General features: G+C 59.3%; 13 protein-coding genes, 1 tRNA gene, 2 pseudogenes and 1 other annotated feature. Of the genes and pseudogenes, 8 read left to right on the forward strand and 8 right to left on the reverse strand.

From position 1 onward, the window contains the following. Positions 1-18: 18 nt before the first annotated feature. The 5 genes from ribB to NVV72_18225 all read right to left on the reverse strand — a co-directional run bounded on the left by ribB (position 19) and on the right by NVV72_18225 (position 4,357). On the reverse strand, positions 19-1,170 hold the full coding sequence (ribB, locus tag NVV72_18205) for a 3,4-dihydroxy-2-butanone-4-phosphate synthase (protein MCR6661156.1): 1,152 nt from the start codon (positions 1,168-1,170) through the stop codon (positions 19-21). Between the two features lie 5 nt (positions 1,171-1,175). Further along, positions 1,176-1,766 carry a riboflavin synthase gene (locus tag NVV72_18210; protein ID MCR6661157.1) on the reverse strand — a complete coding sequence of 197 codons (591 nt, stop codon included), beginning with the start codon at positions 1,764-1,766 and terminating at the stop codon, positions 1,176-1,178. A gap of 9 nt (positions 1,767-1,775) precedes the next feature. Beyond that, on the reverse strand, positions 1,776-2,423 hold the full coding sequence (locus NVV72_18215) for a RibD family protein (GenBank protein MCR6661158.1): 648 nt from the start codon (positions 2,421-2,423) through the stop codon (positions 1,776-1,778). A 125-nt stretch (positions 2,424-2,548) separates the two neighbouring features. Next, entirely contained in the window at positions 2,549-3,076 is a 528-nt protein-coding gene (gene nrdR / locus NVV72_18220; protein ID MCR6661159.1) for a transcriptional regulator NrdR, read from the reverse strand. 6 nt (positions 3,077-3,082) lie between these two features. Then, entirely contained in the window at positions 3,083-4,357 is a 1,275-nt protein-coding gene (locus NVV72_18225) for a serine hydroxymethyltransferase (protein MCR6661160.1), read from the reverse strand. A gap of 165 nt (positions 4,358-4,522) precedes the next feature. After that, positions 4,523-4,577 (forward strand) — a sequence feature (sul1 is cis-regulatory element that is thought to sense ions involved in sulfur or methionine metabolism; They are found in Alphaproteobacteria). 16 nt (positions 4,578-4,593) lie between these two features. Here NVV72_18225 and NVV72_18230 point away from each other — a divergent pair. Next, positions 4,594-6,078 (forward strand): SulP family inorganic anion transporter, encoded by a 1,485-nt coding sequence (locus tag NVV72_18230; GenBank protein ID MCR6661161.1) that lies wholly within the window; start codon positions 4,594-4,596, stop codon positions 6,076-6,078. 74 nt (positions 6,079-6,152) lie between these two features. After that, positions 6,153-6,914, forward strand: a pseudogene (locus NVV72_18235) (IS5 family transposase). A gap of 28 nt (positions 6,915-6,942) precedes the next feature. Here the strand turns inward: NVV72_18235 and NVV72_18240 are convergent. Then, positions 6,943-7,839: a serine protease gene (locus NVV72_18240; GenBank protein ID MCR6661162.1), complete on the reverse strand. Its 897-nt coding sequence runs from the start codon at positions 7,837-7,839 to the stop codon at positions 6,943-6,945. 223 nt (positions 7,840-8,062) lie between these two features. Here NVV72_18240 and NVV72_18245 point away from each other — a divergent pair. The 3 genes and pseudogenes from NVV72_18245 (at position 8,063) to NVV72_18255 (ending at position 11,972) form a co-directional block, all read left to right on the forward strand. Then, positions 8,063-10,190: pseudogene (locus NVV72_18245) on the forward strand (S9 family peptidase). Beyond that, positions 10,187-10,723 carry a GNAT family N-acetyltransferase gene (locus NVV72_18250; protein MCR6661163.1) on the forward strand — a complete coding sequence of 179 codons (537 nt, stop codon included), beginning with the start codon at positions 10,187-10,189 and terminating at the stop codon, positions 10,721-10,723. Before NVV72_18245 ends, NVV72_18250 begins: the two are co-directional and overlap by 4 nt. An 88-nt stretch (positions 10,724-10,811) precedes the next feature. Then, positions 10,812-11,972: a carbohydrate porin gene (locus NVV72_18255; protein MCR6661164.1), complete on the forward strand. Its 1,161-nt coding sequence runs from the start codon at positions 10,812-10,814 to the stop codon at positions 11,970-11,972. Between the two features lie 16 nt (positions 11,973-11,988). On the opposite strand, the gene NVV72_18260 is transcribed toward NVV72_18255, so the two are convergent. Both NVV72_18260 and NVV72_18265 read right to left on the reverse strand, forming a co-directional pair. Beyond that, entirely contained in the window at positions 11,989-12,204 is a 216-nt protein-coding gene (locus NVV72_18260) for a hypothetical protein (GenBank protein ID MCR6661165.1), read from the reverse strand. Positions 12,205-12,322: 118 nt separating this feature from the next. Next, a tRNA-Gln gene (locus NVV72_18265) sits at positions 12,323-12,396 on the reverse strand. A gap of 44 nt (positions 12,397-12,440) precedes the next feature. Between NVV72_18265 and NVV72_18270 the strand changes: the two genes are divergently transcribed. The 3 genes from NVV72_18270 (at position 12,441) to sppA (ending at position 15,881) form a co-directional block, all read left to right on the forward strand. Next, the gene (locus tag NVV72_18270; protein MCR6661166.1) at positions 12,441-13,058 is read left to right on the forward strand and encodes an MEKHLA domain-containing protein; all 618 of its coding nucleotides are present in this window, start codon (positions 12,441-12,443) and stop codon (positions 13,056-13,058) included. A gap of 19 nt (positions 13,059-13,077) precedes the next feature. After that, the gene (locus NVV72_18275) at positions 13,078-13,974 is read left to right on the forward strand and encodes a rhodanese-related sulfurtransferase (protein ID MCR6661167.1); all 897 of its coding nucleotides are present in this window, start codon (positions 13,078-13,080) and stop codon (positions 13,972-13,974) included. Between the two features lie 122 nt (positions 13,975-14,096). After that, positions 14,097-15,881 carry a signal peptide peptidase SppA gene (gene sppA / locus NVV72_18280; protein MCR6661168.1) on the forward strand — a complete coding sequence of 595 codons (1,785 nt, stop codon included), beginning with the start codon at positions 14,097-14,099 and terminating at the stop codon, positions 15,879-15,881. Positions 15,882-15,973 lie beyond the last annotated feature (92 nt).

Below are 15,973 nucleotides of genomic sequence, written 5' to 3' on the forward strand. Positions count from 1 at the left end.
TTTCTGAAAAAGCAAAATCTACAGAGTTTGCCAGTCGATGATGCTGAGACCGTACCCTTCAAGCGCCGCCGGCTTGGGGCGCGTGCCGGACAGGGCGATCATGTCGCGCACCCCTAGATCGAGCAGGATCTGCGCACCGACGCCATAATCGCGCAGGCCGCGCGAACTGTGGGCCGCGCCATCATCCGAGCCGAAGCGGTTCGACAGCACCTTCGGATCAGGGTCGCGCAGCAGCACCATGACGGCCGGACCATTGTGCGCCGCCAGGGCTTCCATGGCCTTCTGCACATAGTTGCTGCGGAAGGCGCCGCCCTGCCCGCCCAGCACATCCGAGGCGATATCGAGCTGGTGCATACGTACGAGTGTCGGCTTGTTTGGCACCGGCTGCGCCTTGACCAGGGCCAGGTGCTCGGCGCCATCCAGTTGATTGCGATAGACAAGTAAACGGAACTGACCGCCCCACTCGCTCTCGAACGGACGCTCCAGCACACGCTCGACAAAGCGCTCGGTGCGGCGGCGATAGGCGATCAGGTCGGCGATGGTGCCGATCTTCAAGCCGTGGAGTTGCGCGAAAGGCACCAGGTCCGGCAGGCGTGCCATGGTGCCGTCGTCATTGATGATCTCGCAGATCACGCCAGCCGGATAAAGCCCGGCCATACGCGAAATATCGACAGCGGCTTCGGTATGGCCGGCGCGGACCAGCACCCCGCCTTCACGAGCCACCAGCGGAAAAACGTGGCCGGGAGACACGATATCGCGGGAATCCTTGGTGGTATCGATGGCGACAGCGATGGTGTGAGCCCGGTCCTTCGGCGAGATGCCGGTCGAGATGCCGTCCTTGGCCTCGATGGAAACCGTAAAAGCAGTGCCGTTGCGCGCGCCGTTGTCATGCACCATCGGCGGCAGGCGCAGGGTCTTGGCGCGCTCACCGGTGATCGACAGACAGATCAGGCCGCGGGCAAAACGCGCCATGAAGTTGATGATGTCGGGCGTCGCCATCTGCGCGGGGATAACGACATCACCTTCGTTCTCGCGATCCTCGGCATCGACCAGGATATAGGGGCGGCCATTGCGGGCGTCTTCCAGGATATCCTCGATGGAGGAGATCGGGCTGTCATAGCCATTATCCGGATTGGTGCCCAAATCGGTGGTGATCTTGTTCAGCGTCATGATGGTTACTCTGTCTCAAACCAACGGGCGGCATAGCGCGCTAAGCGATCAACCTCAAGGTTTACGCTGTCACCGACTGTCATTTTCGACAAGGTTGTGTGCAGCCAGGTGTGTGGGATAATGTTGACGCCGAAGGTCTGGCCCTCGACTTCGTTGACAGTCAGCGAAATGCCGTCGAGCGCTACCGATCCCTTGGGCGCGATAAAGCGGTGCAGCGGCGCCGGCGCTTCGAAGGTCAGGCGGTAGCTGTCGCCGTCCTGCTTGACGCTGATGAGCTTTGCCAAGCCATCGACATGGCCGGAAACGATATGGCCACCCAGTTCATCGCCGATCTTCAGGGCGCGCTCGATATTGACCTTTGAGCCTTCCTGCCACTGGCCCAGATTGGTCAGGCTGAGCGTCTCGTTGGAGACATCAAGATCATAGCTGCGACCCTGTTTGGAAACCACGGTCAGGCAGCAGCCGGCATGGCTGATCGAGGCGCCGATCTCGACATCATCGAGGTCGAAATCGACATGCATGGTCAGACGCACGCCGGCGTCCGACTTGATCAGGGTCTCGACGGTCCCCATGCTGGAAATAATGCCCGTAAACACGTTTAGTCCTCAGATCAGTTCATAGGTTTCCCAGAGGTCGTCGCCGACCGACTGGACGCCCAGGCGCGTGAACCGCACCATGTGGTTGATATCCTCAATATTCAGGTGCCCGATCACCGGCCGGGCGTCTCCGCCCAAGATGGTGGCCGAGCGAAACCATTCAAGGCGATCGATCAGGCCAGCGCGCAGGAAGGCCGTGGCTATGACGCCGCCGCCTTCGACAAACAGCCGCTCGATCCCGGCCACACTGATGGCTTCGAGCGCCGCTTCGAGATCGACACGCTGGTGTTTCGACGGCACTTTCAGCGCCCGAACGCCCAAGGATTGCATTTCACCAGTGACTTCAGTTGTCGTGACAACATAGGTCGGGATGACGCGCGCCGTCTGGGCCAGCTTCGACGTCAAAGGCAGGCGCGAACGGGAGTCCAGCACGATCCGCGCGGGTTGGTAGCCTTCGTAATTCGGCAGGCGGACGGTCAGTTCGGGATCATCCTTCAGAACGGTTTCGATACCGACCAGGACCGCATCATGGCCACCGCGCAATTCGTGGACGACACGGCGCGCTTCCTCGCCAGTGATCCACTTGCTCTGGCCGGAGGCCGTGGCAATGCGACCGTCCAGCGTTGTGGCCAGCTTTAATGTGATTTGTGGGCGCATTACTCCGAACCTCGTTTAGAGGTTCGGCAAGGGCGACTGCCCGCCGCGCACTTTTGCGCGTAAGCCCGCGCGGCATCTGAGCGCACTAGAAAAAAGCTTAATTGCAAATGGCTTGCCATTTGCAATTAAGCGTCGTCGGATGGGGAGATGTCCTGCTCGCCCAGCCCCTGCCTGATATCCTTCGGATCTTCCGGCGCATCATTGTCCAGCCCCTCATCGCCCAGAAACTTGGCGAAGTCCGAGGTCTCACGGAAATCCCGATAAACCGAAGCGTAACGGACATAGGCCACCACATCGAGTGACTTGAGCGCATCCATGACCAGGCCGCCGACCGTATCGGACGGAATATCGGTCTCGCCCATGCTTTCCAGTTGGCGGACAATGCCCGACACCATGCGGTCGACTCGGTCCTGATCGACCGGTCGCTTGCGAAGCGCAATCGATATGGAGCGTTCCAGCTTTTCACGGTCGAAAGGTGTGCGTCGTCCCGAGCGCTTGACCACCATCAGGTCGCGCAACTGTACGCGTTCGAACGTGGTAAAACGTCCGCCGCATTCCGAGCACGACCGGCGGCGACGGATCGCCGCGCCGTCTTCCGACGGGCGGCTGTCCTTCACCTGGGTTTCAAGGTTTCCGCAAAAGGGACAGCGCATGTTTGCTTACCCGTAGATTGGGAAGTTCTTGGTCAGCATCAGCACCTGGGCACGGACCTTTTCCTGCACGGCCAGATCGGGCTTGCCCTCATTGGCCGCCATGCCATCCACCACGTCAGCGATCAGGTTGCCGATGGTGATGAACTCCGCCTCACGGAAGCCGCGGGTGGTGCCGGCCGGCGTGCCAAGACGGACACCAGACGTGATGGTGAAAGGCTTGTCATCGAATGGAATGCCGTTCTTGTTACAGGTGATGAAGGCCGCTTCCAGCGCTGCTTCGGTATCCTTGCCGTTCTGCCCCTTCGGGCGCAGGTCAACCGACATGACGTGGCTATCGGTGCCGCCGGTGACAATGGCCAGACCGCGCGAAACGAGCGTATCGGCAAGCGCCCGGGCGTTGGCGACGACCTGCTTGGCGTAGGTCTTGAATTCCGGCTGGAGCGCTTCGCCGAAGGCCACGGCCTTGCCGGCGATGACGTGCATCAGCGGGCCGCCCTGCAGGCCGGGGAAGACCGACGAGTTGATCTTCTTGCCGATCGCTTCGTCGTTCGACAGGATCAGGCCGCCGCGCGGACCGCGCAGGGTCTTGTGGGTGGTGGTGGTGACGACGTGGGCGTGCGGCAGCGGATCAGGATAGACGCCGCCGGCGACCAGGCCGGCATAGTGGGCCATATCGACGAACAGGTAGGCGCCGACCGAATCGGCGATCTCGCGGAAGCGTTTGAAGTCGATATGACGCGGATAGTTGGAGGCGCCGGCGATGATCAGCTTCGGCTTGTGCTGCTGGGCCAGGTCATTGACCTGTTCCATGTCGATCAGGTTGGTGTCGCGCGTCACGCCATAGGGCACGACATTGAACCACTTGCCCGACTGGTTGGCCGGGGAACCATGCGTCAGGTGACCGCCGCAGGCCAGGTCCATGCCCATATAGGTGTCGCCCGGCTGGAGCAGCGAGAAGAAGACGGCCTGGTTGGCCTGGGCGCCGGAATGCGGCTGGACGTTGGCGAAGGCGCAGTTGAACAGGGTCTTGGCACGTTCAATGGCCAGGCGCTCGACATCATCGGCGTATTCGCAGCCACCGTAATAACGACGGCCGGGATAACCTTCGGCGTACTTGTTGGTCAGGACGGAGCCTTGCGCTTCGAGAACAGCTTTCGAGACGATGTTTTCCGAGGCGATCAGTTCGATCTGGTCCTGCTGACGATGCAGCTCGCCCTTGATGGCCGCCATGACTTCGGAATCTTGGGTGGCGAGATCGTTGTTGAAGAAGCCTTGCGGGATGAATGAGCCGGCGTTCGCGGGTGCGTTCAAGGGAGCGATTCCTGTGCTGGAGGAAGGATAAGGGGGATATGGGGAGCGTTTACGCTTATAGCCAGCGTGAGGCAAGGTTTTTCCCCTGGTTCGCAGTTGCGAAATCGGCAGGCATGTGGCAATAACGGCAGGAACTCCGGACTCAAAGCACTTTGAGTGGCTATTTCTGGCGCCTATCCCCAGAACCTCCCCAATTTAAAGATATCATGCTTTCCCTCACCACGCTTAAACGCGAATGGTTGGCGAATCCGCGTAACGACCTGCTGTCCGGTACGGTCGTCGCCCTGGCGCTGATTCCCGAAGCCATTGCCTTTTCCATTATCGCCGGTGTCGATCCGGCCGTCGGGCTCTACGCCTCCTTCATCATCGCCATCACCATTGCCATTGTCGGCGGACGCCCGGCCATGATTTCGGCCGCTACCGGCTCCATGACCCTGGTCATGGCCGGGCTGGTCAAATCCCACGGGCTCGATTACCTGCTGGCCGCCAGCCTGCTAACCGGCGTTTTCCAGATCATCATTGGCCTGCTGAAACTCGGCAGCCTGATCCGTTTCGTATCGCGCTCGGTGATGACCGGTTTCGTCAACTCACTGGCGATATTGATCTTCCTGGCCCAGATGCCGCAGCTGATTCACGTCACCTGGCCAACCTATGCGCTGGTGGCCGGCGGACTGGCCATCATCTACGGTTTTCCCTACGTCACCAAGGCGGTCCCCTCGCCGCTTATCGCCATACTGGTCATTACCGGGCTGACGCTCTGGCTGCATCTCGATGTCAATACGGTGGGCGACATGGGCCATATGCCGACCGCCCTGCCGCCCTTCCACATTCCGCGAGTGCCGCTGACCTGGGAGACCTTCGTCACCATCGCACCGCTTTCGGCCACACTGGCCTTTGTCGGCCTGCTGGAATCTTTGATGACCGCCAATATCGTCGATGACATGACTGATACGCCATCAGACAAGAACACCGAGACACGCGGCCAGGGCATTGCCAATATCGTCGCTTCGCTGTTCGGTGGCATGGCCGGCTGCGCCATGATCGGCCAGAGCGTGATCAATGTCAGCTCCGGTGGACGTGGACGGTTGAGTACGCTTTGGGCGGGGCTGTTCCTGCTGTTCCTGATGCTGGTGCTGCAATATTGGGTGGGTCAGATTCCCATGGCGGCGCTGGTGGCGGTGATGATCATGGTCAGTATCGGCACATTCGACTGGCAGTCCATCCTGCGTCTGCGCACGGCCCCAAAGCAATCGAGCGCCGTCATGCTGGTGACGACCGTGGCGGTGGTCGCCACGGGCAATCTGTCCATCGGCGTATTACTGGGTGTACTGATGAGCGTCATCTTCTTCGCCCTGAAAGTCAGCCGGCTCGTTTCGGTCGATTGCACGGAGACGGATGACGGCAAGTGCCGGACCTATACCGTGCATGGCCAGTTGTTCTTCGTATCGGCCGATCTGTTCACCAGCGGGTTTGAATTCCACGGTCATCCGGAAAAGGTGACCATCGATCTCAGCCAGGCGCGGGTGTGGGATATCACGGCGGTTGAGGCGATCGACAAGGCCGTCTTCCGCTATCGCAAGAGCGGCGCCGATGTGCAGGTTATCGGCATGAGCGAGGCGTGCAGTACGCTGGTAGAAAAGGTCGGTCAGTTCGACAAGACCTTTCTGCCGTCAAGTGCGGTCGGTGACTAGGCTCAGGACCTGTTGATTAACAGGATTCCCAAATCAGGTTTGTTATGTTTCACTCTTTGCAGGAGTGACTTGCCATGAGTGATTTGTTTTTGCTGTCTGAGCGCCAGTTCCACCGCATCCGTCCCTATTTTCCGCTGTCGCACGGGGTACCGCGTGTGGATGACCTTCGGGTTGTGAGCGGGATTATTTACGTTATAAAACATGGACTTCAGTGGAAAGATGCGCCGTCAGGTTACGGCCCACACAAGACGCTATACAACCGGTTTATCCGCTGGAGCCGGCTGGGTGTGTTCAACCGCATTTTTCGCGGCTCTGGCCGGACATGCCCGTGAACCCGACCGGCTGATGATCGATGCAACCCATCTGAAGGCACATCGGACGGCGGCAAGCCTCCTTAAAAAGGGGCTCTTTCCCGCTGCATCGGTCGCACGAAAGGCGGCCTCAACTCAAAGCTCCACGCTGTGACAGACGGCCAGGGGCGGCCTTTGGTGCTGCTTCTGTCCGAAGGCCAGATGAGCGACTATAAAGGTGCGGCCCTGCTGCCTGACTCTTTGCCCAAGGCTAAAGACCTGCTGGCTGACCGTGGCTATGACGCTGACTGGTTCCGCAAAGCCTTGATTGAAAAAGGTATTACGCCCTGCATTCCGCCAAGGCAAAACCGAAAAATCCAGGTCGACTACGACAAACGGCTCTACAAACAGCGCCACAAGGTCGAGAACATGTTTGCAAAACTGAAGGACTGGCGACGCATACACACACGATACGAACGATGCGCACACACATTCTTCTCAGCCATACTCATCGCCGCTACCGTAGCCTTCTGGATCAATCAATGAGTCCTGAGCCTAGCGACGTACAAACCAATTAGTTTGGCGTTACCTGCTCTCCGCCCTCGCCTTGTGACGGTTTGGCCGCCTGACCAACCGTATCGGTCACGCGTCGCGTCATATCCTGCGTATCGGTTGTGGCGCCGCCCGGTGTCCGCATCGGCGCCGGCGCGGCGGGCTTGAGGCTGGCCGACGGATTAAGACCCGTTCCTTGCGCCTTCAGCATCAGGTTAATGGTTTCGCGCACAAATACCGCGTCCGTCACCACGCCGAGTTCCAGCCGCTGATTGTCGTCTTCGACCTGCTTGATCAGAACACCGGCGACAAAGGCGTGTCCCTTATCGCCCTGGGACGTCATGAAGACCGGCCCGCCGGAATTGCCCGGTACAGCGGTCAGGTCAATCAGGAAAGTAGGATAAGTGGCTGAAGGCGCTACCGGCCATGAAGCCAGGCGGCCAGCGCGCAGGATCGGGAAACCGGCAACATTGGCGGAAAGGCCATGCGGATAGCCAAGCGTCATCATCTCGTCGCCCGCCGCCACGCGCTCATTGACGAAGGTGGCGTCATCGGCCAGCCATTCGGCCGGAATGGCGGAATCGCGCAAGCCCTCCGGCACATTGACCGGGATGATGGCGATATCCTGCGCTGGATGCTGATACCAGGCCGGCCCATTGACCGTGCGGATGGTCATGTTGGAGGGCACATAGCTCCAGTTGCCCTTGACGCCCTGGACGCGCCAGCCGATCCGCACATCAGCGGCCGGCATCTTTTCGAAAACGTGGGCGGCGGTGACCAAGACGACTTCGCTCGTGCCGTCGGCCTTCGGAACGGATACCAGAAACCCGGTGCCGACCATACGCTTGGCCTCGCTGATCGGCTGATCGATCTGCACGGTCGCCTTGATCAGGGCTACTGTCAGGTCAACATCCATCATCACGCTTTTCCCCCAAAAAACCTAAAACAACAGCCAAAGCCATTTGACGACATTTCCGGATTGGGTCAATCCTCTACCCCAATCGTGCGCCACGTCATTACAAAAACCCTTCCGGTGATTTTGACCAGACCTGGTAACCCTTTTATGACGCAGGCTGGTTTTGCCGCCACACTCCCGATCAAGGAATATTCAAGTGTCCGCTTCCCCGAAGACAGCCACCCTCCTGCCCGTCGCGCCCTCGCCGGCCCGTCAGCCGTTCGAGATCACGCAACTCGGCCATACGCGCGTCGATGACTATCACTGGATGAAGGACGACAACTGGCAGGCCGTGCTGCGCGACCCCAGCCTGATCCGCGCCGATATCAAGGCGGCTTTGGTCGAGGAGAATGCCTATTCCGCCGCCGTTCTGGAGAGCACGAAAGCCTTGCAGGACGAGATTTTCGCCGAGATGAAGGGGCGCATCAAGGAAGACGATGCCAGCGTCCCCTCACCCGATGGCACTTTCGAATACTATTCGCGCTTCGAGACAGGCGGCCAGCATCCGATTATTGCCCGCCGTCCGCGCACAAAGGCAGCGTTTCCAGCCCCACTCCCTGCCATCGATGATACCCGCACGGCCGAACAAATCCTGCTCAACGAAGATGAACGCGCGAAAGGCAAGGATTTCTACGAGACTTCGGATGCCCAGCACAGCCCGGACCACAGCCTTTTTGCCTGGGGCGAGGATATACAAGGCTCGGAATATTACACCGTCTATGTGAAAGACCTGGCGACCGGCGAGATCCTGCCCGACCCGATCGAAAGCTGCGATGGCGGCTTCACCTTCTCGCCGGATTCCCGATATATCTTCTGGACCTGGCGCGATGAAAACTCCCGCCCGGCCAAGGTCTATCGCCGGCCGGCCAGAGGCGGCGAAGACGTGCTGGTCTATGACGAGCCGGACGAAGGGTTCTTCCTGCATATCGGCACGCTCAGTTCCGACGCCTTCATCAGCATCGGCGGCGGCAACCACGAGACCAACGAAACCTGGCTGATCCCGGCCAAAACGCCCGAAGCCGCGCCCTTCTGCGTGCAGCCGCGCGAAGACGGCATCCAGTACGACATCGATCACTGGGACGACCGCTTCGTCATCCGCACCAATGCCGACGACGCCATCGATTTCAAGCTGATGGTCTCGTTCGCCGGAAGGCCCACGCGCGAAACCTGGACCGATCTGGTGCCACATCGCCCCGGCATCTACATCACCGGTTCCGGCGTCTATAAGCGCCACATGATTCGCGTCGAGCGCGAGAACGCCAATACCCGCATTGTCATCACGCGCAAGGCCGATATGACCGAGCATGAAATCTCGGTGGCCGAGGAAGCCTACGCCCTGGGCGCCGCCGGCGGTTATGAATACGATACCGACATCCTGCGCTACAGCTATACCTCCCCCACTACTCCGGCCCAGACCTTTGACTACAATATGGAAACGCGTGAGCAGGTTTTGCGCAAGGTCCAGGTCATTCCCTCGGGCCACAATCCGAAAGACTATGTCGCCCGGAGGCTTTACGCCACAGCCCGGGATGGCCAGAGCGTCCCCATCACCGCGCTGATGAAGGCCGACACAAAGCTCGACGGCTCCGCTCCGCTGATGCTCTATGCCTACGGCTCCTATGGTATGCCGATGGACCCCGGCTTTTCGATCCGCTCATTAAGCCTCGTCAATCGCGGCTGGGTCTATGCCATCGCCCATATTCGTGGCGGATCGGAAAAGGGCTATGGCTGGTTTCTAGACGGCCGCAAATACAAGAAAATGAACACCTTCACCGACTTCATCGCCTGCGCCGAAAGCCTTTGCGACGCCGGATACGGCACGCGCGGGCGCATTGTCGCCTATGGCGGTTCGGCCGGCGGGATGCTTATGGGCGCGGTCACCAATTTGCGCCCGGACCTGTGGGCGGGCGTTATCGGCGCGGTGCCGTTCGTGGATGTGCTCAATACCATGAGCGACATCTCCCTGCCCCTGACCCCGCCGGAATGGCCGGAATGGGGCAATCCGCTGGAGGACGAGGAAGCCTACACCTACATCGCTTCTTACAGCCCTTATGACAATATCGAGGCGAAGCCCTACCCGCCTGTTTTAGCCACCGGCGGCCTAAGCGATACCCGCGTCACCTACTGGGAACCCATGAAGTGGATCGCCCGGCTGCGAGAAAAAATCGACGTCGGCGTCCCCCATGCTGCTCAAGATCAATATGGAGGCCGGTCATGGCGGCGCGTCGGGCCGCTTCGAATTCCTGAAGGAAATTGCCTTTGACTATGCCTTCGCCATCTGGGCCCAAGAGAACAAGAGCGAGCGCAAGGCATGATCGATATCCGCCCGGCGAGGGAAGACGACTTCACCGCCATTACCGCCATCTATGCCTGGAATGTCGCGCATGGCACCGGCACCTTCGCCCTGGAAGCCCCTCCCGAAAATGAGATGCTCGCCGGTTTTCACGCCGTACAGAAACTGCGCCTGCCTTATCTGGTGGCGGAGGAGGACGGGAAGATTCTGGGCTATGCCTATGCCGCGCCCTTCCGCACCCGCCCGGCCTACAAATATGTCGTGGAGGACAGCATCTACCTGGCGCCGGAAGCCACCGGCCGCGGCATCGGCAAGGCGCTGCTGCTGAAATTGATGGAACTCTGCACCGAGCGCGGCCTTTACAGCATGATCGCCGTGATCGGCGACAGCGAAAACCTGGCTTCGATCGGCGTACATAAGGCGTGCGGTTTTGACTATACCGGCAGCCTGCCGCGCGCCGGTTTCAAGTTTGATCGCTGGCTCGATGTCGTCTTCATGACGTGCGACCTGCTGCCCTACACACCCGATCCGCAAGGGGCCGGCTGGGACGATTAATTGGCCCGATTTCGATAACGACGTTCACTCAAAAGTAGCGATTTTGTGAAATAATGCAGGCATAGTAACTGCTTACCCATGTGACCTCATGTCCTCCCTGCGCCCTCACCGCCAATCCTCGGCGATCGGCTTTTACGGCTTTATCGCCCTGCTGATCGCGGCGGCCGTCATTTCCCAGAAAGCCCGCGCCGGTGAAATCGAGACCGGTGCGGTCCTGACCACAGAAGTCGACTCCCTTGTCAGCGGCGGACTCGATGTCGGCTCCAGCGGATTGAGCAATCTCGACCTGACGGCGCACTGGCAGAATGACAGCGGCTGGGAAGCCTTCGGCTATGTGCTGGGCGACTTTGGCGACGATTTTTCCGCCAACCGGGTCGGCGATGTGCAGGTGACCTCCAATATCGACTGCCCGGATGGTTGGAGGTTGTTTGAAGCCTATGGGAAAAAGACCTTTGGTGAGGATCGGGGCTATGTCATGGCCGGCCTGATCAATCTCAACGGCATATTCGACGTGCAGGATAATGCCACGGTCTTTCTGAATGCCTCGCACGGCATCGGTGTCGATTATTCGCAGACCGGTCCCTCTATCTTCCCCACGACCGGCCTCGGCCTGGTCGGGCAGTGGCATTTCACATCACGCCAAACCTTCCGCGCCGGCGTCTTTGACGGTGTGCCGGGTGATCCTTATGACAACACGAAATTCGTCTATATCAAGCTCTCCGAGGAAGAAGGCTCGCACCTGGTTGGTGAATATCAGTACGACTTCACCGGCGGCTTCGTGAAACTGGGCGCCTGGAAGAACACCGCCACCCTGGACCGCCTCGACGGCACGGGTACATCCGGCAATAATGGCGGCACCTATGCGCAGGCTGGCTTTACCCTGACCGGCAATGACGACCACGGCCTCAAGGGCTGGGTCCGCGCCGGGCTGGCCAATGACCAACTGATGGCGATTGCCGATTATGTCGGCGGCGGTCTGGTCTATACGGGCCCGATCAGGGGGCACGACAGCGATCAACTGGGCTTCGCCATCGCTGCCGCACATTTTGGTGCGCCATATCAGGCATCTACGGGTGAAACCCTCAGGCGCGAGATCACCTACGAACTGACCTACCGCTGGGATATCCGCGACGGCCTGTCCATCCAGCCCGACCTTCAATATGTGCAAAACCCTTACGGCCGAACGGATACCGACGACGCCGTGGTCGTCGGCCTGCGCCTGAAGACGGACCTTATGGCTTGGCGGTGATTATCGGCCACACCAACTATTTGGTTGCGTAGGCGTCCGGGCCAGGCGAAGGCTGATACTCTTCCGCGTGACTGGCAGGGTATATCGCATCCGCATCACCGCGATATATGCCTATGCTGTCATCCATCAGGTAGAAGGCGATAATTGCCAAAACAATTATCAGGACAATCCCCGGCCAGGAAATCGCCGGTGAGTCTGAAGCGCGATATCTGTCACGATCATAATAGCCCATTCTTTCCTCCATACAGAAGCGAATGCCGCCTGATCATCATGACGAAATAAATCGTAAAAAATCACGAAGACTCATCGCCTTCATCATAAGAACATCATAAGCAGGAAATCGGGAAGCGTGGCTGGGGAACTAGGACTCGAACCTAGAATGACGGTACCAAAAACCGGAGTGTTACCATTACACCATTCCCCAGCATATAGCTGGTCCCGCCAGCGAAGCGTGTCGCCGCGAGAGGCGTGGAGATAGCGCAAGGTTTTGCTCAACGCAATCCCCTGCAACAACTTTTTCGCGGCAAGGTGCCGCTGCCAAAGCTTTATTTGTGGATCATTGGCCAAAATTGTTGTGTTTTATGGCCCTCAGTCATTGATAAGGCCATGCAAACTTATCTTTTGCCCACAGTTATTGCCTATAACCGACTGATGGCGAACAGCTTTCAACGCTTTACCGGCGAGTCGATTCTGGGGGCGACCAACGCAGCCATACTGACAGACGCAGAACTGGCCCAGGCGATGTTTGATGCGCCACAAGCCATTGTCTCACACGGGACCGAGGCCGATCCCATCTTCCGCTATGCCAATGCCCAGGCACTCAGACTGTGGGAAATGGACTGGGAGGCTTTCATCCGCCTGCCCTCGCGTCTGAGCGCCGAAGTGGCCAGCGATATTCAGTCCGACCGTAATGCCTTGCTGAAAGAGGCGCTCGCCAGAGGCTGGGTTGATGATTATGCAGGTGTGCGTATTTCCAGCACTGGCCGGCGGTTTCAGATCCGGAATACGATCTTGTGGAATGTGGTTGATAGCCGGGGCATCCATCATGGCCAGGCGGCGTTTATCCGGGATTGGCGCTTTCTCTGAAATATGATAGGTCCGCGCCATGTTCGAGACCGCTCAACCCCAGCTCCCCGTCGTCATCGCCGCCTTTTATCACTTCTTCGATTTCCCCGATTTCGAAGCCATGCGGATGCCGCTGTATGACCGCCTGAACACCCTGGGCATCAAGGGTTCCCTGCTGATCACCGCTGAAGGGGTCAATTCGACCATGGCCGGTACGCGGGAGGCCATAGACGCATTTCTCGATTATCTGCAAAACGACCTGATTGGCGCGCCCGTCACCTGGAAGGAATCCTTCGCCGATTACCAGCCGTTCGGGAAACTGCGCGTCCGGCTGAAGAAGGAAACCATCGGTATTGGCGAACCGGTCTCGATGAAGCGCTTTGGGCAATATGTTGAGCCCAGGGACTGGAATGCCCTGATCACTCGCAATGATGTGGTGATCATCGACACGCGCAATGACTACGAGGTCAATCTCGGTACGTTCGAGAAAGCGATCGATCCCAATATTCCAAACTTCAAACATCTCCCTCAGTGGACGCGCGACAATGCCGAACTATTGAAAGGCAAAAAGGTTGCTACCTTCTGCACTGGCGGCATCCGCTGCGAGAAATATACCTCCTGGCTGATCGACCAGGGGATCGAGGACGTCTATCACCTCAAGGGCGGTATCCTGCAATATTTCGAGGACGTTCCCGCAGAGCAATCGCTTTGGCAGGGCGAATGCTTTGTCTTCGACGAACGCATTGCGGTTGACCATAGCCTCCAGCCGTCGCAGACCGCCATCCTCTGCCTGCATTGCGATCATGCCCTCACTGCGGAAGACCAGCAGCAGCCGAGCTATATAAAGGGCATTTCCTGCCCGCACTGCGAAGGCGATGTCCGTCACGCCCACGACCGCCCGCCGACGCAGAAACGCCCCGGCCGCGTTAAGTTCTGATCTTCGGTGCGGCACGGCCACATTGCGACCTGAACACGCCGCATGACAACCTCTTCATTTGACCTGACCGCATTAACGGCTATGCTGTCTACCGAATATCTATGGGGGGCTTTGGGTTACGCATGAAACAGTTCTTTATAACGCTGGCAGCCGTCGTCGTGGCCCTGCTGATCGTCTTTGTCGCCCTGCCAATCGGCGCGGTGGTCATGATCGCCTCGGCCGCCAAGCCCAAGGTGCCGGAGGCGGTCGTCCTGTCGCTCGATCTGCGCCAGAAGATGACCGACCAGAGCCGCAATACCCCCCTCGCCTTTTTGATGGGCAAGAGCCTGTCGACCATGGATGTGGTCACCACACTGCACCATGCGGCCGATGATGCACGCGTCAAGGGCGTCTTTATCCGCCTGCCCGAAGGCGGCATGTCGCCCTCCGCGGCCGAGGAAATCCGCAATGCCATCGTCTATGTTCGCCGCGCCAACAAGCCGGTCATCGCCCACAGCCAGGGCCTATACCCGGATACCATGGTCGTCGCCTCCTACATGCTGGGTGCCTCCTCCGGCAATCTGTGGATGCAACCGCATTCCTCCTTCCAGGTCACCGGCATCGCCACCTCGACCATGTTCCTCAAGCGCGCCTTCGACAAGTACGGCGTCAAGGCCGAGTATGAGCAACGCTACGAGTTTAAGAACGCGGTCAACCCTTATCTTTACAGCGATTACACACCAGCGCACCGCGAGGCGACGCTTGGCTGGATGAACAGCATCTATCATTCGATGATCAACAATGTCGCCGCCGATCGGCGCGCCAATGCTGGCAAATTGCAAGCCACACTGGAGGCCGGCCCTTACGGCGCCGAACAGGCCCTCAAGCTTGGCCTGGTCGATCAACTCGGCCAGGTGCAGGATGCCGAAGACGCTGCGCTCAAGCGCGCCGGCAAGGACGCCGAAATTATGGATATCGGCGACTACGAACGCACCCTGACGCCCGCCTTCTCTGGCGAAACCATTGCCGTGATTGACGGTGAAGGCGCCATCATGACAGGCCGCGCTGGTAGCGGCGGCGGTTTCAACAGCGAGCCCGGCATGATTTCGGATGAAATCGCTGGCGCCTTCTACAAGGCCGCCAAGGACAAGAATGTGAAGGCCATCGTCTTCCGCGTCTCCTCGCCGGGCGGTTCGGATACCGCCTCTGAACAGATCGCGGAGGCCATGCAGGCCGCCAAGGCCGCCGGCAAGCCTGTCGTCGTCTCGATGGGCGAATATGCCGCTTCCGGTGGCTACTGGGTGTCGTCCGGCGCCTCGTCGATCGTCGCCAATCCAAGCACCCTCACCGGCTCGATCGGTGTCTTTGGCGGCAAGTTTGCCATTGGTGACGCCCTGGCGCGTTTTGGTGTCGATAACCGCGACATCTCGGTGGGCGGCGATTACAGCCAGGCATTCAGCCAGACGCAGGGCTTTTCGCCGACGCAGCGCGCCGCCCTCTCCGGCTGGATCGACGAGATCTATAATGGCTTCGTCACTCATGTCGCCACCGGCCGCAAATTGCCGGAATCGACCGTGCGCGATATCGCCAAGGGCCGTGTCTGGACCGGCGAACAGGCGCTGGGCCTGAAGCTGGTGGATAAGCTGGGCGGCTTTTATGACGCCGTCGATGTCGCCAAGGGCCCGGCCAAGATCGACAGCAAGGCCGAGGTACGGCTGGTCGATTACGACACCGAACCTGGCCTGTTCGGTGGCGCCAAACAGAGCATCCATATGGGCATGAGCGGCATCAAGGCCCTGTCCTTCCTTGGCTGGGCAATGAGCGATCCGAAGACGGAAGCGGTCATGACCCAGGTCCGTGACGAACGCCTGCGCGAACAGGGTGCCAGCGTCCTGGCCCCGGAAGCCTATCAGGCAACGATGAGATAACTATTTTTCAAAACTAAAAAAGCCCCCGCATTTGACAATGCGGGGGGGGGTTTTTTTGCATCTGCCTTCCTGCATTATTCTGCCCATATCCA

The sequence above is a fragment of the Asticcacaulis sp. genome (genome assembly GCA_024707255.1).
In the GTDB taxonomy this organism is placed as follows: domain Bacteria; phylum Pseudomonadota; class Alphaproteobacteria; order Caulobacterales; family Caulobacteraceae; genus Asticcacaulis.